At 51.2% G+C, this 17,405-nt stretch carries 18 protein-coding genes; 7 read left to right on the top strand and 11 right to left on the bottom strand.

What is annotated here, in order from left to right; genetic code table 11:
• Positions 1-142: 142 nt before the first annotated feature.
• Complete coding sequence (locus AAX04_RS08815; RefSeq protein WP_066797047.1) at positions 143-1,966, bottom strand: aldehyde ferredoxin oxidoreductase family protein; 1,824 nt, start codon at positions 1,964-1,966, stop codon at positions 143-145.
• A gap of 720 nt (positions 1,967-2,686) precedes the next feature.
• Between AAX04_RS08815 and AAX04_RS08810 the strand changes: the two genes are divergently transcribed.
• Both AAX04_RS08810 and AAX04_RS08805 read left to right on the top strand, forming a co-directional pair.
• Entirely contained in the window at positions 2,687-3,622 is a 936-nt protein-coding gene (locus AAX04_RS08810; protein ID WP_066797045.1) for a hypothetical protein, read from the top strand.
• A gap of 235 nt (positions 3,623-3,857) precedes the next feature.
• Complete coding sequence (locus AAX04_RS08805) at positions 3,858-5,405, top strand: cation:proton antiporter (protein WP_066797042.1); 1,548 nt, start codon at positions 3,858-3,860, stop codon at positions 5,403-5,405.
• A gap of 41 nt (positions 5,406-5,446) precedes the next feature.
• Here the strand turns inward: AAX04_RS08805 and thsA are convergent, their stop codons facing one another.
• From thsA to AAX04_RS12395, 6 genes are all read right to left on the bottom strand, one after another.
• The gene (thsA, locus tag AAX04_RS08800; protein ID WP_066797040.1) at positions 5,447-7,129 is read right to left on the bottom strand and encodes a thermosome subunit alpha; all 1,683 of its coding nucleotides are present in this window, start codon (positions 7,127-7,129) and stop codon (positions 5,447-5,449) included.
• 160 nt (positions 7,130-7,289) lie between these two features.
• Positions 7,290-8,309 (bottom strand): aspartate-semialdehyde dehydrogenase, encoded by a 1,020-nt coding sequence (asd, locus tag AAX04_RS08795; protein WP_066797083.1) that lies wholly within the window; start codon positions 8,307-8,309, stop codon positions 7,290-7,292.
• The gene (locus tag AAX04_RS08790) at positions 8,297-9,430 is read right to left on the bottom strand and encodes an aspartate kinase (RefSeq protein ID WP_066797037.1); all 1,134 of its coding nucleotides are present in this window, start codon (positions 9,428-9,430) and stop codon (positions 8,297-8,299) included. The genes asd and AAX04_RS08790 overlap by 13 nt, the downstream gene beginning before the upstream one ends.
• Before the next feature lie 244 nt (positions 9,431-9,674).
• Positions 9,675-10,298 carry a 50S ribosomal protein L18 gene (locus AAX04_RS08785; protein ID WP_066797035.1) on the bottom strand — a complete coding sequence of 208 codons (624 nt, stop codon included), beginning with the start codon at positions 10,296-10,298 and terminating at the stop codon, positions 9,675-9,677.
• Entirely contained in the window at positions 10,298-10,774 is a 477-nt protein-coding gene (locus AAX04_RS08780) for a 50S ribosomal protein L19e (protein WP_066797032.1), read from the bottom strand. Before AAX04_RS08780 ends, AAX04_RS08785 begins: the two co-directional genes overlap by 1 nt.
• A complete protein-coding gene (locus AAX04_RS12395) occupies positions 10,775-11,407 on the bottom strand; it encodes a 50S ribosomal protein L32e (protein ID WP_238377847.1) in 633 nt (210 codons plus the stop codon).
• Between the two features lie 97 nt (positions 11,408-11,504).
• Between AAX04_RS12395 and AAX04_RS08770 the strand changes: the two genes are divergently transcribed.
• The 3 genes from AAX04_RS08770 to AAX04_RS08760 all read left to right on the top strand — a co-directional run bounded on the left by AAX04_RS08770 (position 11,505) and on the right by AAX04_RS08760 (position 13,986).
• Complete coding sequence (locus AAX04_RS08770) at positions 11,505-12,548, top strand: ATP-binding protein (RefSeq protein ID WP_066797030.1); 1,044 nt, start codon at positions 11,505-11,507, stop codon at positions 12,546-12,548.
• A gap of 145 nt (positions 12,549-12,693) precedes the next feature.
• The gene (locus tag AAX04_RS08765; protein WP_066797028.1) at positions 12,694-13,545 is read left to right on the top strand and encodes a hypothetical protein; all 852 of its coding nucleotides are present in this window, start codon (positions 12,694-12,696) and stop codon (positions 13,543-13,545) included.
• Positions 13,546-13,587: 42 nt separating this feature from the next.
• Entirely contained in the window at positions 13,588-13,986 is a 399-nt protein-coding gene (locus tag AAX04_RS08760) for a hypothetical protein (RefSeq protein ID WP_066797026.1), read from the top strand.
• A gap of 6 nt (positions 13,987-13,992) precedes the next feature.
• Here AAX04_RS08760 and AAX04_RS08755 read toward each other — a convergent pair whose 3' ends face one another.
• The 3 genes from AAX04_RS08755 to AAX04_RS08745 all read right to left on the bottom strand — a co-directional run bounded on the left by AAX04_RS08755 (position 13,993) and on the right by AAX04_RS08745 (position 15,663).
• Positions 13,993-14,406 (bottom strand): DUF86 domain-containing protein, encoded by a 414-nt coding sequence (locus AAX04_RS08755; protein WP_066797024.1) that lies wholly within the window; start codon positions 14,404-14,406, stop codon positions 13,993-13,995.
• Complete coding sequence (locus tag AAX04_RS08750; RefSeq protein WP_066797022.1) at positions 14,394-14,816, bottom strand: nucleotidyltransferase domain-containing protein; 423 nt, start codon at positions 14,814-14,816, stop codon at positions 14,394-14,396. Before AAX04_RS08750 ends, AAX04_RS08755 begins: the two co-directional genes overlap by 13 nt.
• A gap of 64 nt (positions 14,817-14,880) precedes the next feature.
• Positions 14,881-15,663 carry a sulfide-dependent adenosine diphosphate thiazole synthase gene (locus AAX04_RS08745; protein ID WP_066797019.1) on the bottom strand — a complete coding sequence of 261 codons (783 nt, stop codon included), beginning with the start codon at positions 15,661-15,663 and terminating at the stop codon, positions 14,881-14,883.
• 109 nt (positions 15,664-15,772) lie between these two features.
• Here AAX04_RS08745 and AAX04_RS08740 point away from each other — a divergent pair, with 109 nt between their 5' ends.
• Entirely contained in the window at positions 15,773-15,985 is a 213-nt protein-coding gene (locus tag AAX04_RS08740; RefSeq protein ID WP_066797016.1) for a TRASH domain-containing protein, read from the top strand.
• Positions 15,986-16,079: 94 nt separating this feature from the next.
• On the opposite strand, the gene AAX04_RS08735 is transcribed toward AAX04_RS08740, so the two are convergent.
• Positions 16,080-16,907 carry a DMT family transporter gene (locus AAX04_RS08735; RefSeq protein WP_066797013.1) on the bottom strand — a complete coding sequence of 276 codons (828 nt, stop codon included), beginning with the start codon at positions 16,905-16,907 and terminating at the stop codon, positions 16,080-16,082.
• Positions 16,908-17,086: 179 nt separating this feature from the next.
• On the opposite strand from AAX04_RS08735, the gene AAX04_RS08730 reads away from it, so the two are divergent.
• On the top strand, positions 17,087-17,405 hold a 319-nt coding region (locus tag AAX04_RS08730; RefSeq protein WP_156519782.1), incomplete at its 3' end, for a hypothetical protein.

Below are 17,405 nucleotides of genomic sequence, written 5' to 3'. Positions count from 1 at the left end.
AGCCGGTGGGGCGATACCCCACTATTTCCACCACCCCAAGAACGAAACCATTAACCCCGCAGAGGGAGTAACGGACGAGACCCCCACAATGAAAAACCCACCTCCCTAAGGTGGGAAGGGGGTCATTCCTCGTTGCGTTGGCTTAGTCCCTTAGATCCACCACCTTGCTCAACTCCCCCTCAACGTAACCTAGGCCAAGCCTCCTGAGCGTGCTCCTCCTCGGGATCCCCCTCTCATCCCACCCCCTGGCCTCGTAGTACCAGGTCAGCATCCTCTGGTAACCCTCCATGTTAAGCACCGCACCCTTTAACGGGCCCTTGGTTAACGGGTCCTTAAACCACCTTAAGGGTGGTGTGTCGTACTCCCTCGACCAGCCGCCGTACTCCCTTACCCAGAATGCCCTAATCAGGGTGTAAACCCTATTAGCCACACCGCCAATGTCGTAGTCAAGCCCCGTGGCTGCCTTAAACATCCTCCAGTAGTAGTCCAGTTCAAGGCCTATTTCAACCCACGGCAACCTACACCCAACCATTACCTCGAACCACCCTCCCCTAATGTCCTGGAGCTCAATGACCTTAAGCACCTTCTCCCTAGTGTAGCCGAACCTATCATTCCTAACCTCCCAGGATATCACCCAGGCGTCCTTGTGGTGCGCCCCTATTGGGCTGGTGGAGAAGGCAAGCGCCATTCCCGGGGCTGCGTGGCAGTCGTAGGCGCTCACCTCAAGCCCCTTCACGTGCATTGCGAAGTCCCCTGACCCACCCCCAACCCTCCTTGACGCCTCCCTAACCCCAAGCCCAAGTAGCCTACCCAGTTCAGTCCTCTGGTGGGCTATGTCGTAGGCGACCTCAAGGGCCTTCCTGTAGTCACCCCACTCCAAGCCATCCTTAATGAGCCCCCTCTCCGTGGCCTCCATGGCCCACCCCAACACTGAGCCTAGGCTGATGGTGTCCATACCCATCATGTCGGCAACCCTGTTCAGGTGGGCAACCCTCTGCAGGTCGCCTATGCCTAGGTTGCTCCCCAGCATGGCTATGTTCTCGTAGTCAAGCTCAGACTGCTTGGACTCAGCGTCATTAACCACGTGGCCGCAGGGCATTACGCAGTTTGGGCATGACCTAACAGTAACCGTGCCCCTCTCAACCATAAACCCACCTATCTTGTCATACTGGTCGAACTGCCCCTCCCTGAAGTTTAGGGTTGGTAGTACGCTTGCCTCCTGGGCCCACTCCACGGTGGCCGTGGTGCCCTGCCTCATCCAGAATGGGTAACCCTCCTTCCTCTTAGCCGCCAGGTCGGCCTCAACACCTATCTTGCTCAGTGATGGGTCAGCTGGCTGGGGTAGGAGCCTAGTCCCCCTAACCACTATGGCCTTAAGCCTCTTACTACCCATCACAGCCCCCATCCCAGGCCTACCACCACTCCTACCCCTCTGCGCAACCACGGTGGCGAACCTGACCAGGTTCTCCCCAGCGGGGCCGATTATCAGCATGCCTACGTTGGACCCATGGACCCTCCTAAGCCTATCCTCGGTTTCGAAGGTGTCCAGACCCCATAGGTCGTCCGCCGGCATCAGGCTGACCTTATCATCCTCAACGTACAGGTAGACTGGCTTGGGTGAAGCCCCCTCAATAACCATGGCATCAAAGCCAGCCTTCCTCAGGTGCACGGAGGCCCAGCTGCCAATGTTACCGTCACCGTAGCCGCCTGTTAAAGGGCTCTTAGCCGCTATGACCAGCTTACCCGTGTTTGGGCCAGGGTAGCCGGTCAATGGGCCAGCTGCAATAACAAGCTTATTCAATGGGCTGAGTGGGTCAACCCCAGGCCGCAGCTCATCCCAAAGCAACTTAACGGCAAGCCCCCTACCACCCACGAAGGACACGAGGATTGATGGATCTATATCCTGTATCCAATACCTACCCGAGCTTAAGTCAACCCTAAGCAACCTACCAGCCCAACCCCTCACAATTAAGGATAACCCAACCAGTATTTATAACTGCCGCCACTCACAAACGGCGACATTCCACCACCAGCCACTTCCCCACCATCCCTGATCCCCCACCTCACTGCCCAGCACCCATCACTGAAACTTCCCACCCAACCCACAGTACAACCCATTAAACCAAGGGGCCGGTGGGCCAACCAGCCTCATCGGATTTTGGAGTGGTAGAGTAGCGATAATATTAAGATTGAGACTAATAACAGCGATGTGGACTTACTCATCAGCTACCTAAGGTGTCTGGGCACGTTAAACTTTGGGCTGTCAGAGTAGTGATAATCTTAATACTAATGTTCATGGATCCTGATGTTTAGGGCTATGTTGAATTGGTTTGATGGCTACCGAGCGTTTAAGCAACGTTGAGTTTTGGAGTGGTAGAGTTGTGGTGATATTAATATTATCACGACTCTGGCAGTCCAAATTTTTGACAGATCCACACCCCACTGGGTTGTCAATGAGGGAATAAAAGCTGCAGTATCAACCTCAATAATGTTAATATTAATATTATCACTACTCTACCAGCCCAAACTCAATGAAACCAGCCACCCAGCGCCGCAGACATTAACAACACGTAACCATCCCAGGTGATCAAAAGCCACAGTGAGCACCGATAACTACTGTTTGGTGGAGGAAACGTTAAGGGGGGGTTAGCGTTAGGTTTTTAATCATTAAGGTGCCGTTTTTGTCGTGGATGTTGAGGCTGTTAAGAGGATTTTAAGGGAAATTGCTACCAGTGACCCAGCCTTCATTAGGGATCTCTTCCTTGATGCATTAAGGAGCGATGGGAGGGTTATTGAGGCTATTACTGAGCTCCTCACCAAAAACCCAGAAGCCAAGCTAAGGTTAGCCGAGACTATTGCTGGTGTAATTACGTTACCACTAAACGTGGCTACAAAGGAAGATATTAAACGCATCGAGGAGAGGATTATAGGAGTTGAAAACAAGGTTGTAGGCGTTGAAAATAGGGTCACAGGACTTGAAAATAAAGCTGCAGGTCTTGATGGTAAGGTCACAGGACTCGAGAGCAGAATGACTAGCCTCGAGGGTAAAATGACTAATCTCGAAAATAGAATGACCAGTCTTGAGAATAGAATGATTAATCTCGAGGGCAAGGTCGCAAACCTTGATAACAGGATGACAAGCCTTGAGGGTAGGGTTGCTAAACTTGAGGATGAGTTTAAGGACCTTAAGAATGATGTCAGGGGGATTAAGAGGAACGTTAAGGATATAGCCACAACCCTTCAAAGGCTTACTGTTGACCTTGAGGACTCGGCCCGCGATTGGGTTTCATACTTCCTTAGGCAGAGGGGCTATAGCTGCACAGCGGAGCGCCTATGGGTTAACAAATCCTATGAGTTCGACATATACTGCAACGCTGGTTCAATAACAGTAGTCGGTGAGGCTAAGGTTAGGATAAGCGCCAATATAGTGAGCAACGTGTTTAACAGGGTTCAGAGGCTTCAGCGTGGTTGGCCAGATAAGGTATCGGGTAGGCTGGTGCCGGTCATTTACGCATTGGTGGTGGACCCAACGGCGGAGCAGAGGGCTAGGGAATTGGGGGTTTGGTTAATAGAGAGTAGGAGGGAGAGGATAACGCTGGAGGAGGTGCTCCAGAAAGCCTAGCAACCATCAGTAAGTGAGAGTTCATGTCCAGCAACGCTTAATTAAGACCCTAAACCTGAATGAATTGAAGCCATGGAAGCCTTAATTACAAGCCACATGGGCTACTGGTGAACGCAAAGTAAGCGGCATGGGGGTTAGCCTGTGGGCAGTACTTGCCCAAAAGGATTAAATCAAATTCACCTTAAACAAGTAGTGGTGCTTGCGAATTCACCTAGGGATAAAGGATAAATAGGCCATGCCGCCTAGCCTTGCCGTGAATGGGGTTACGTTAACCCTACTGTACCTAGGCGTGATACTTATTTTGGCTAAGTTACTTGAGGAATCGTTCTCAAGGATTAGGCTTGTGCCGTTCGTTGGGGCTGTGGTGGCTGGTGTGGTGCTTGGCAATGGAGTTCTTGGGTTCGTTAAGGTTAATTCTATTATTCAATTCATATCACTACTGGGGATAACACTGCTGCTCTTCCTATCAGGCGCTGAGGAGTTTGAGGTTGGGAGGGGTAGCTTAAACGCCAGGGTTACCGCCGCTGCAGCCGTTGAGTTGGCATTGCCCTTCACCCTCATTTACCTTTCCCTTAGGGCGCTTAACGTCAGCATCACGCCGCTCTTAGCCATACCCCTTATCATGACTAGTGTTGGGCCCTTGGCCAGGCTGTTGATGGATATTAACCTGTCTAGGACTGAACTTGGCAACATGCTCTTTATGCAGGGCGCCCTAGTGGAGGTCGCCTCCGTGGTGGCCTTCGCGATACTAGTCACTGCTAGGCTGGGTGGTTCGCTACTTACGTTGATTGGGATTGCGGTGCTCATAGCTGCCATATTCACTGTGGGTAGGTGGGTTTCGAGGGCCCTTGAGTGGGTTGAGGGTTACGTTAAGGCTAGGGAGGTTGAGTTCGCGGCAGCCATATCCCTAGTCCTGGTCATATCGTTCCTAGCCGAGGCGGTCAACTTCAACCCAGCCATGGCGGCGTTGTTCCTAGGCATACTGCTTAGGGATTACCTCAAGGATAGGCCTGAACTCCTCGAGAAGCTACACGGCTTCACGTATGGCTTCTTCGAACCCATCTTCTTCGTGAGCATAGGGCTATACTTCGTAAGGTTAAGCCCAGATTTACTAATGACTAGCCTATTAATCGCCCTAATCCTCCTCTCATCTAAGGTGGCCGCGGGTGCCTTAGCATCAATGGTGGTTGGGGGCAGCCCCATAATCAACGGCCTAGGCACGTCAACCAAGGGTGGCGTTGACGTATCGCTACTGCTGGTACTACTCACCACAGGCCTAATAACCAGGTTAACCTACTCATACCTAACCCTAGCCATAACCGTAAACTCAGTGGTTGCGCCACTCCTAGTAAGGACCGTGGTTAAGCCAACAACCGGCGTTAACCCATTGATTAGAGTTAAGCTTAACAACAACGTGATGAGTATTAGTGAGTACGCTAAGCCACTAACGGTTACGTGCAGCGACAACCTCAGGATAGTCATTGACAGGATGGTTGAGAGGGGGGTTAGGGCCGTGGTTGTGGTTAACAGTGAGGGTAAGCCCCTCGGGTATTTAACCATGCAGCAACTGCTTGAAATAGACCCAGCCACCTATGGGATGACCCCAGCCTGCGACCTACCGTTAAACGAATTAACCACGGTAACAACCAAGGCTAGGATTATTGACGTTTTGAGGAGGTTTAGGGGGTTTGAGGACCCAGTCATCGGTGTTGTTAATGATGACGGTGTGCTGGTGGCGACGATATACGAGAGGGAGTTGCTTAGGTTACTAATAACTGTTTAATTTTTGAACCAAGCCTTTAATCACCGGGTTTAAACTGGGGGTTAGTCACTTGACCCGCTGGTGCCTTCCTCGCCTGTCTTAGATTCCTCACCACCCTTACCCTTGCCGCCTGCGGATGACTTGGTTTGCCCTGCCGCTATTATATCATCTATCCTGAGCACCATTATGGCTGCCTCCGTGGCGCTCCTCATGACCTGCATCTTGACTATTAACGGATCCCACACGTTAAGTTCACTCATCCTGGCTATCTTCCCACTCAACACGTCGACACCAGCATCAAGCTCACCCTTATCGTGCCTGCTCCTAAGCTCCGCTATGGCGTCCACCGGATCCAGGCCGGCTGTTAGGGCTAGTATCTCCGGTATCTTCTCAACGGCCTCGGCATACCTCATAACGGCCAGCTGCTCCTTGCCCGGTAGCTTCCTACCCCACTCCCTAAGCCTCTTAGCAACCTCAATCTCGAAGGCACCTCCGCCGGGTACTATCCTCGGGTCCCTGAATAGGTCCCTTGTGACGTGGAGGGCATCGTTTATGGACCTCTCAGCTTCGTCCAAGACCCTGTCAGCTGCACCCCTAATCAGTATTGTGACTGCCCTTGGGTTGGGGCACTGCTCAACGAACACCATCTTCTCCTCCCCAACCTTCCTCTCCTCCACAAGCCCAGCCGTTCCAAGGTCCTCTGGCCTTAGGTCCTTTATGCTTGTGGCTATCCTGGCACCCGTGGCCTTGGCCAGCTTCTCAATGTCACTCCTCTTAACCCTCCTAACAGCCATAATACCAGCCTTAGCTAGGAAGTGCTGCGCCGTTTCGTCAATACCCTTCTGGGTTATCACAACGTTGGCGCCTATCTCCTTCAGCTTGTCGACGTAACCCTTAAGTATGTTAGCCTCCTCCTCAAGGTACGCCTTAATCTGCTGAGGTGAGGAGACCGATATCTTAGTGGTCCACTCCGGCTTCTCAATCTCCAGTGGGGCATCCAGGACAGCGATCTTAGCGTTCACAACCCTCTTCGGCATGCCTGGGTGGACAACCTCCTTATCCAGCACAATGCCCTGTATGAACTGGGTCTCGTAGAGGCTCTGGCCCTTCTTCTTCTCAACCTTAACCCAATCCAAGTCTAGGCTGTACTTGCCATTAGCCTGCTCAGCGGCTGTGTATGAGGCGTCAACCGTTATCTTGGCTAGGTAGTCCCTTGCCTCGGAAACCACCTTACTGCTGAGCGAATTAGCCACTATCTTAGCCACCTCATCCCTGTTATTCAGGTTAACTGGACTAACCAGGTTAGGTATGTCGGGTATTGTTGAGTTTATGAAGTCGAGGGCCTTCTTGAAGCCGTCTATGATTATGGTTGGGTGTATGCCCTCGTCGAGCAGCATCTCGGCCTGTTCAAGTAGCTTACCGGCCAGGACAACCACCGTGGTTGTGCCATCACCAACCTCCGCGTCCTGGGCCTTAGCCACCTCAACCAGTAACTTGGCGGCTGGGTGCTGAACCTCCATCTCCTTCAGTATTGTTGCCCCATCACCCGTTATGGTAACATCGCCGAAGGCGTCAATGAGCAGCTTATCCATGCCCCTTGGCCCAAGGCTTGTTTGAAGTATCTCAGTTATCACCTTGGCGGCCATTATGTTACTCCTCCTTGCATCAGAGCCCGTTGTCCTTGAACTACCCTCCTTAAGTATGGCTACTGGAACACCACCCCTTGGTTGTTGCTGGGATGACATATGCATCCCTAAAACCCGCTTCTATATAAACCTTTCCCTAAGTAACGTAGCCTCAACGGTTAACCTCCAACAAACCTCAAGTAACCGCCATGTCGGGCACTAACGCTTGAATGCCCCTATCTCTCTAACAATTTTAGACCTAGTTTACTGTTTCTATGAGTTAAAGAAGTTTAATAGCCTTCATGACCTCAAGGGTCAGTACTGTTATCCCAGCGGCACCCCTAACCAAGTTATCGCCTAGGGCAACCATCCTAACCACCCTACCTGATGTGGATAACCTACCCACAGTCACAGCCATGTGATCCAGGTCCTTGGCTGGCTGGGGTGCGTCCTGCCTATCAAGGACTATTATTGGCCTGGGTGGGGCGGTGGGTAGGTTTGCCTCCTGGGGTAGTGACCTAAAGCCCGATAAGGCCTGCTTAACCTCACTAACGTCATACTCCCTATCCATTACGGCGAATATTGAGGCCATGTGGCCGTACCTAACCGGAACCCTAATTGAAGTCACCCTAACTGGCCTACCCCACGGCGTGAACTCGCCCCTACCCATAGCACCAAGCATCTTATTGGACTCGGCGGCTATCTTATCCTCCTCACCCTTAATGAAGGGTATCACGTTACCCTCTATGGCTAGGTAGGATAAGCCTAAGTAACCTGCCCCTGAGACTGCTTGCAGTGTAGTTATGTAAAGTTCCCTTATGTGGTCGGCTAGGGGTTTTATGGCTAGGGTTATTATTGCTGAGGTGCAGTTGGGGTTCTTAACAAGCCAGGGGCCCTTAAAGTCCCTTAGAACCTCCAGGTGCTGCCAATTAACCTCGGGGTTTATCAGGGGTACGTTTGGGTCCATCCTCCTTGGGGATGCGTTAGATATTACGTTTAAACCAGCCTCAAGGAGCCTTGCCTCAACGGGCTCAGCAACCTCGTTGGGCAATGCCGATAACACAACGTCAACATTCCTGTGGTCCGCTGGGTCTGTTGAAACAAGCCTAATACCCCTGGCGTACTCGGGTACGTCACCTTCTATGAACCACTTAACCACGTCACCGTACCTCTGCCCAACCTTACCCGGCGACGCTGATAAGGCAGCCACCTCTATGAATGGGTGGTTGGCCAGTAGCTTAACCATCCACTGCCCCACGAGCCCCGTTGAGCCAAGTATGGAAACCCTCACCTTATCCATGAAACCACCCACCTGTGCAGTTCCTTAGCCAACTTAACCGCCACGTCCTGGTCCTTGACTATTGAGGTTACTGCATTACCCTCAGTGTCGTTGATTACGTCGATTGGCCCGTAGCTGTCTATTATTAGGTAAACCTCTCTCCTGAACTCATCTAGCCCCATGACGCAGCCGACCACGGTGACGGCGTAGCCGCTCTTGAGACTGACGAGACCTATTGAACCAGCCTCCGATATTGAAACCAGTTTAGGTGTGTTAATGCATTTGGACATTATTAACGTACCACTGCTTGACCATGGGTTAGTGACCACGACGTGGACGTCACTATCTATTAGTGGCTTAAAGGTGCCTGGGTGGAACTTCTTGGCGCCCGTGAGTGAGGCCACGTAGGCCTCCTCATGGGTTAGGCTTGGTATGAGCCTTGCATCGTTTATTATCCTAGGGTCACCAGTCATTATCCCCTCAACGTCCGTGTAGAAGATTAGCCTAGGGGCGTTTAGGTATGATGCTATTAGGGATGCCGTGTAGTCGCTCCCACCCCTACCCAGTGAGGTTAACCTACCGTTTAAGCTTATGCCTAGGAAGCCTGGGACAATCACCACGCTCCTCCTTGACAGGGCCCAAGTTAACCTATGCCTAACGTAGTGTGAACTAACCCCAAGCACCGATGCCCTACCCCAATCCTCATTTGTCACAATCCCCACATCATAAACTGCACCAGCGTCGACGCCGAGGCTGTTGTAAAGCGCCGCCTCGGCTAGCATTGTGGATAATAATTCACCGTGCACGATTACGTAATCCCTCGCCCAAAGCTCCCTAATGCTGACCAACCCCTTAAGCCTAGCCCCAATCCCCTCAATCATGCTGCCCAGCTTGCCTAAGCTAAGCCTCTGTGCCTCAGTTAGGTAGGGTTGGATGGCGTCTTCAATGAGCCTTGGTTCACCCTCGTCATAGGCCCTTATCAGTGTATCCGTAACACCCTTCATTGCTGATACGACTATCACCAGTTTACCATCATCGGCGAGGTGCCTCTCAACAACCTTACCCAGGACCTTATCAACCTCACCTGGCCTAAGCAGTGAGCCGCCAACCTTAGCCACAGTGACGTTTAGTGTCCTTGGCATGTTTCCCGCATTTCCCACCACATCATATATAGCCCTCGCATTGGCTCTCTTTTAAACATTACCCCCTAATTAACCTATTTTCACCTGAACAGGGCTTACTTACCATCACAATTGAAATACCTAGTCACTGGACTAACCGTAATCTTCACTAACCGTCAACTACGACTCAACTTTGTAAAGGCCATGATACCCCAGTAACGGTTACATGATGATTAAATTGGCTTTATGAAAGCGGAGGGAGCTTTTAACTTTCCTCAGCCTTAGCCTTCTCCTCCTTGGCGTACTTCCCCATTATCTTAGCCTTAACCTCCTCGAAATGCTTAACTATGTTTTCAGGCTCCAACCCCTTGGCTAGGTACTTGGAGAACCTAGCCTTATACAGATCTGGGTTACTCTGCTTTAGGTTTGATGCGTACTGTGCTATGTGTTCACCACTTACCCTATCATCATCCGGTAGGACATCCTCGCCGTGGGGTACCTCAAGCCCAGCGTCAACGGCACCCTTAACCACTGCGAATAACCTACCACCGGCGGTGGCCCTATGTAGCCCTATGTCTAGGACTACCAGCTTAACCCCCTTGGCTAATGCCCTGTAGCCCACCAGTAGCCCCACTAGGTAGGCGGCTGATGTGTTGCCGGTTCCCCCAAGCCAACCAAACTTCTTGGCTAACTCCCTACTGCTGGCCTGGGCAACGGTGAAGTCACCCTGGGGTGCGGACACCACTACCTGTGCCGTCACGTACCTGTTGCTGAACCTAACCACCAGTCTCGGCTTACCGCTCATTACCATTATCCTCCTCTTATAGTAGTCCGTCTTGCCCTCCCTCCTCCTCCTGAACTTGACCTTATACCTGCCGCTCTTCGCCATTAGGAGCCACCCCTGAAGGCTGCCTTAATCTTATCCTCCGTTACAATGCCGTTTTGAATCATGTAAGTCCTTAGGTGGGCTAGGGATTCGAAGTAGCCTCCCTTAGCCATCCTGTATAGGTTCCTCCAAGTGGCCTTGTCGATGATGCCCCTATGCTTAAGGGTGTTCAGGAACCTCCTAATTTTCCTTATCTTAGGCACCCAGGTCTCCTTACCAACAGCCCCCCTAGCCTTCCTAGTGCCCTTCCTACTCCCCCTACCCCTCCTCCTACCGGCCCTCCTCTTCTCATGCTTAACCCTCCACCTACCCCTACTGTTACCCTTCTTCGGCTTAACCTCGATTAGGCCGTCCTTAAGTAGGCTTTTAACGTCATTCCTGGTTATGGCCTCCTCAAGCTGCTCAAGGGCCTCCTGCTTTATGACAACCCTCGACTTGGGTACATTGAGTAACCTGGCTACCGTCTCCCTCAAGTCCATTTAGGTCACCTCCCTGATGGCCTCCCTGGTCTTGTTATCAAGGTTAAGCACCTTAATACCCCTCCTCACCGCCTCCCTAATAATCTCAATCCTCTTCCTAACCCCAACAGTCGAGGCTATCCTAATGGCCTGCCTACTTGGATCTACGTTGCGTAGTTCCCTTGGGTTATGCACAATTACCTCCATGAAGCCGCTTGGGTGAATCCCCCTAGCCACCCTGGGCCCCCTATACCCCACGTCAACCATGGGTGGGTAGCCCTTCCTCTTCATCCTAATCTTATTATCAATGCCCTTGGGCCTCCTCCACGGTGAGTCCTCAAGCCTAATCTTATGCTCCTTGTTGTAATACCTAATGAAATCCGGCCTATCCCTACGCATCCTAAGGGATAATTTAAGCGCCTTAAGGACCTCTTGGCTCAGGTTAGGCTTCCTGGCATTAACCTTAGTCAACTCATCAAGTAGTGTAGGCTTTGCCTCCTCAACCTTGGTCTCAGCGGGCTTAGCCTCAACCTGCCCCTCACCAGCGGTTACCTGGGTCTGTTGTTCGGTAGGCTGCTCGGTAGTAGGCTGAGTAGCGGCAGTAGTCTCCCCCTCTGGCTTGGCTTCACCTACGGCTTGACCCTCACTGCTCAAAGTTGATCAGAGGCGCATAGACTCTGGGTTTTTAAGTCTACTTCAGCCTTGACGGTTAATGGGGTAGGGTTTATTAAGGTTAGTAACCACAGGGGGTGTGGCGCCACAGGGGGTGTGGTTCACCGAAAGGCCGAGGGAGAGAGCTGAGGAGCTGTTTGATATGAAGAGCGAATTCAATACTGTTAGGGACATGGTGATGAGGGGTAATTGGGTGGTTATACTGGGCCCAAGGATGTCGGGTAAGACAAGCCTGGCCAAGGCAGTCATGAACTCGGTTAACTGGAGGGGCGTTTACGTGGATCTGATTAACATAGGTTCCTTTAGGCGGGCCATTGAGCAAATATACCTATCAACACCGAGGGGTATTAGAGATGAGTTGGCTGAGGCCCTTAAGGCTATTGGGGTTAGGGTCACTACCATATCCATAGACCTAACCCTCACAAGGAGGGTTAAGCCCATCGCCTCCCTAATACTTAACTCACTGTGTAGGGAGAGGACGATCCTAGTCCTCGATGAGGTCCAGGATGTTAGAAACGGAGTTGCGCCATTCCTGGCGCTTCTGCATAACCTATTCAACAGTTGCAGCAACCTCTCGGTAATATTCACAGGCTCAGCCGTAGGGCTAGTTAACCTACTCATCAACCCTAAGCCTGACTCACCACTTTACGGGAGACCACCAGTCCAGGTGCGTCTCAATCCGTGGAGCGAGGGGGATGCATTGGAATACTTGAAACTCGGCCTAACTAACTGCAATACCCCATTCAACGAGGGGGAGTTGAGGGAGGTTTTGAGTGAATTGGGAACCCTGGTTGGTTGGCTGAACTTCTATGGGGTTAGAAGGTGCGGTGGGGCTGGGCATGCTGATGCATTAAGGGAGACCCTAACTGAGGCTAGTAAGATCGCTGCGGAGCAGATTAGGAGGGTTACAGGTGGCTCAACGTGGAGGGTGAGGGTGCTTAGGGCCATGGCGTTTGGGGCTAGGTGGAGGGAACTGAGGGATGTGGCTAATGTTTCCGAAACGGCATTGACTAATTACCTGAATCAATTAATAAATACATTCATAGTCTCTAGGGTAGGTGAACTATACGTGGTAAGGGACCCAGTCTATAGGCAAGTAATACTGAACCTCTTCCCACCCTGAGGGACGGGGTTTACCATTCGTTATCAACGAACTTTAACTAAAGCGGTACATAAACGCTTCAAAATCGCAATGAAAATCTAAGTAATGTGGGGTCAAACTGGACTCAGGAAAGCCTTATTAAGCCTTTTTACCCAGCTACGCCCCGGTGGATGCCCTCATAACGTACCTGCCGTTTTACAGGGTGCATGAGGTGGTTGACTACTTCATGGTTAACGCCAGGTTACTTGGGGTTAGGCGTAGGTTAGTGTACGTGGACAACGTGTTTAAGGATAGGCAACTGGAGTTGCTTAGGAGGATTATACCTGAGGAGGTTGAGGTTAGGTATGGTAATTGGCGTGACAGGAACCTGACATTCATGAGGATCGTTAGGGATGCCAGGGAGGAGGGGTTAGACGCCCTGGTGGTTGACAGCGATAACCTGCTTGAACCAGAGTTGGCGAGCGCCGATGGGGAATTAGTGAGTAGGTACGGTTACTACACTGTCCTGGACCATGAAACCAAGGGTAGGTCCCTCTTCCTTGAGAGGAGCGTTAAACTGGGTGAGGTTAAGGTTAATGGTAAGTCGATTGAGGTTTACGGCTACAGGATACCGGGCCTGTGGAAGGGGGTCTTCTTCATCGGTCCTAAGCAGGCGGTTAGGCTGAGCAGGGGGTTACTTGAGTCGATAAACATGGGTGTGCTCAGTAAGATTGAGGATTCATTAAGGGGCATTGAGCCGGGCATTAGGCTGTACGTCAGTGATGAAACCACCCTTGGTATACTACTGTACTACAGCGGCATTAAGCTGATGCCCTGGGTAACCCTAAGCCATCACATGCACCATGGCTCAACCACGGTAAGTGACATGAGGACCCTCAAACTCCTAGTGGCAACGGCCCACTCGCAATTAGGTAGAGGGTTAGTGTCAAGGGGGATGAGGGGTAGGGTACTTTGGTACTATAGCAGGTATAAGATAGCTCAACTGGCCAACTTCCTACTCAGCTATGCACTAAAGTGAATCGTGAACTCCGTATTTTAACCCCAGACGCACGACCGGCAGATGCAGGATGAGTGGGGTATTGCTACGGCTTACATCAACTCCCTACCAAAGGTACCAATGCTAGCCATAATGTATGGCCCATGGGTGACGGGGGAAGCCTACGTCATGGAGGTTAAGCCGCCCATAAACCTAATAATAATCATGGATGGAGCTGAGTACTCGGTTAAGGAGCATGAGGCAGGTGGGTTAAGGATAGTGGCCAAGATTATGAGCCCTGAGTCGGCGTTTAGGGCTGTTAAAGAGTGTGATGAGGAATTCGTTAATGCCGTTTACTCGGGTCTGTTCATATCTAAGAATGAGGAATTTTATAAGAGGCTCGAGGACTTGATAAATGGACAGATAAGTGCAGGTAGGTTAAGGTGGGATGGGTCAAGGGGTACGTGGGTTAAGGCCTGCTAAAACGCGTCAACAATCAATACCCCTCTTACGCAACTCATTAACCACCTTAACACCCACCTTAGCCGCATCCCTGTATCTTCTACCGCTTATAATGCCCTTAACCACACTTGGGTTTAAGGAACCGTACTGATGTATGGCAATGTTTCTAAAACCGACTAAAGAACTGTAGATTGAGAACTCATCCTCGTTAATTACCCCGGCTAACATTAACTTACGCCCTGCATCGGCGTAACCCTCAACCTCGTAACCAAGGGTCGATGCCGCCCTCATAACTATGTCTATGATTACCTGGGCCTGCACCTGCAGTAGGTAGACTGCTGAGTAGTACCTATACTCATCATTGAGGTCGATCTCGCTTAACCCATCCAGCAATGCCGTGTATTGTAAAAGTAATTTAAGTAGACGCTCTAATGAACCCACCTCCTCATCACCGATTCCATCTGCACCTTAAGTAGTTGAAGCTTCTCGGCGTCTAGCATGAAGTCTAGGCATGGGTGAAGCAGCCTAGCCTTGATGTCCAGGTAAGTTTCAAGGTCCCTGTAGTAAATTACCCTGCCCTTACCCAATATGTCGATTATCAACGTGCAGGGTAGGTCCTCGTGGTTGTTAAGCACCACCAGGTCCACATCCCATTCACGCACCCCAAGGTGCCTAGCCAAAGCCCACTGAAGGTCAACAGCAGCATTAATGTCCTCTAGCCAAACCGCCACATCCCAATCACCCTTAACCAACCTACCACTAAGCCTAGACCCAAAGAGGAGTGAAAAGACTACCCCATAGTCCCTCCAGGGGAATGTACCCAACCTACTCAAGCCGCCTTCATCACCCATGCTCTGAACCCAGTTCAGAACCCTGCAAATAGTAAATAAGGGTTACCTTAAACCTTTAACCGAATTAACCCTTGAGGTCGCTGATTATCAGCTCGGCCACCCTTTTACCGCTGAGTAGCATTGAACCGAATATTGGCCCCATTCTAGGTAATCCATGAACCGCGGCCACAGCCATACCCGTTACGTAGAGACCATCAACAACCTTACCCGTGTACTTGACGACCAGGTCCTCAGCGGCGTCAACGTAAGCCGACTTCTCGCCATAAAGCTTTATGCCGAGTTCAGGTGTCTTCCTCGATGCCACAGCCACAACCTCAGCATCGTGACCAGTGGCGTCAACAACAGCCTTGGCCTCAAGGAAAATTGGGTCTGTGTGTACTCCAGCCATTTGGACCGTTGACCATATCACGGCCACTCCAGTGATCCTTGGGGGATTATCCCTGAATACCACATCATCCACGTGCACCCCAAGCAGGAACTTAGCCCCGGCGTCAATGGCCCTTGAGGCTAATTTAGCAATCATCTCCGCTGGGTCGACTACGAACAGTCCATCACCGTACTCATACAGCCTAACCCCCACCTCACTTAGGATTTCGGAGGCTGGGTACTCAACCACGATCCTGAGTAGGTGGTTAGCTGCTCCACCTATACCACCACCGAAGCTGAACCTCCTCTCAAGGATAAGTGTCTTTAACCCAGCCTTAGCCAGGTAGTAGGCTGCCGTCATGCCTGATGGACCAGCCCCAACTATCAACACATCCACCTTAGAGTACTCATCCAGGTCCCTCAACGCATACTTAACAATAGCCCTGGTGATCTCGGACTCAGCAATAGGGTGCTTCACCATGATCACTTGATTATTGGCTCATAATAATTAATTTATAAGTTTTATCCCCATCCTCAATGCGGATTAACACCATCGTAACCCTTTAAAATAAGTCAATTATTGGTTAACTATGCCATTTTTATTGAACACAGGGACGGGGCAAGTAAGGTGCACGTACTGCGGTAGGGTGATCAGCGGACAACCTATCGTTGTTAAGACCTGCTGCATTAATAGGCCATGGGTGTTTTGCTCTGAGGAATGCTACAACAGGTTCCTGAGGCAGTGGTTAAGGAACCAGGAGGCACATAGAAGTAAGGGAGTGCTCAGGAAGGATATACTGTGAATCCACTAACCCCTAGTTGATTTAACCTTGGTAAAACATGCAGCTTTATTTGGAATCCCACCCTCATAAGCCCCTCAATAGCCTTATAGTGAAGTTAACTCGACCTGATAACCATGAGGACGCCCATCACCGTTACCGCCGTGCCCGCCAGCTCCAGTGGTGTTAACTGTGACTTAAGCATTAGGGCGCTGAAGTAGAGGGCTAGTATTGGGGTGGCTAGTAGTATGGATGACACGGTGCTGGGCCTTTCACTGCTCATGGCCTTGAACCACAGCATGAATCCAAGCACCTGTGCGTCAAGAACCACCAGTAAGATTAACGCAACCCCCCTTAGCGTTAGCGATACGACTGGGTCTATTGGGAGGGTTAGGGCTACTATGGGTATTGACAACACTGATGATGATGCGTTAGCCACTATGGGGTCAAGGCCGCTGAACCACATTGAATACATCACAGTCCCAAGGCCCCAAAGTAGCCCAGCCATCAACCCAGCCAATACACCGAGGCCAAGGGAAACAGCCCTAACTGAAGCGAGGGCCACACCCACGAAGCCCAGCAGCACCCCAACCACCCTCATGGCTCCCAACCTGTGCTTAAGCATTAGCCTCTCCAGTACTACTACGAAGAGCGGCTGAGTGTAAACCATGAGCGCTGCCAAGCCAGGGTTTGGGGTATGAAGTATTGACAGATTGAGTAGTGTTAGGAATAGGCCCATGTTTAGGGCTGAGGCCACCAGCATCTTGAGGTTCACCACCAGCCTTTTGGCTAATGGGTACAGGAATAGCGAGGCCAGGGCAACCCTAGCCAATGAAATAACCATTGGTGAAGCATAGGCCTCAGCCATCCTGGTGAGGGGGTAGGCGACACCCCAAACGAAGGCAAGGGCCACGGAGTAAGCCAAACCAGCATTAAACCTAGCCACAAAGCCGCCGATCAATGAGGCCTTTAAAACGTTTTCAACATTAGGCTAACCACCTAACACCCGTCAAGGTGAGTGGCCGTGTTTGTGATTCCTAATGCAATGATGGGGTAGTGGGCTATATTCTGCTTCATACTCAATATTGGGGGAGGGGATATAAGTTGGTTTTTAGGTGTGGGTAGGTGGGTATGGGTTGGGGTTGGTGGGTTTGGGTTGGCTTGGTGTTGGCTGTGGTAGCCGTGGTGGGTGTGTTGCTTGTAACTCACCTTACCCGTGATTCCCCTTCGAGGGTTAGCCTATACTACGTGGGTGTTGGCTATTTTAACGTCTACCCAATGTGCCCTAGCGTATGCGCATGGCCTGCTGTGTCTCCGAATGCCCCCCTCATAGTTTTGAGGCCTTATAGGATTGAGACTGTTACTGTGGGTAATAGGACTGTTGTGAGGTTCATTGGGCCTTATGGTGATCCGTGGGTTATTCCTGCTATTTTCTCTGGGGTTA

Origin of the sequence: Caldivirga sp. MU80, assembly GCF_001663375.1 — an archaeon.
Lineage (GTDB): Archaea > Thermoproteota > Thermoprotei > Thermoproteales > Thermocladiaceae > Caldivirga.
The sequence above is the reverse complement of the archived record's forward strand: the minus strand, read 5'-3'. Positions and strand labels throughout refer to the sequence as shown.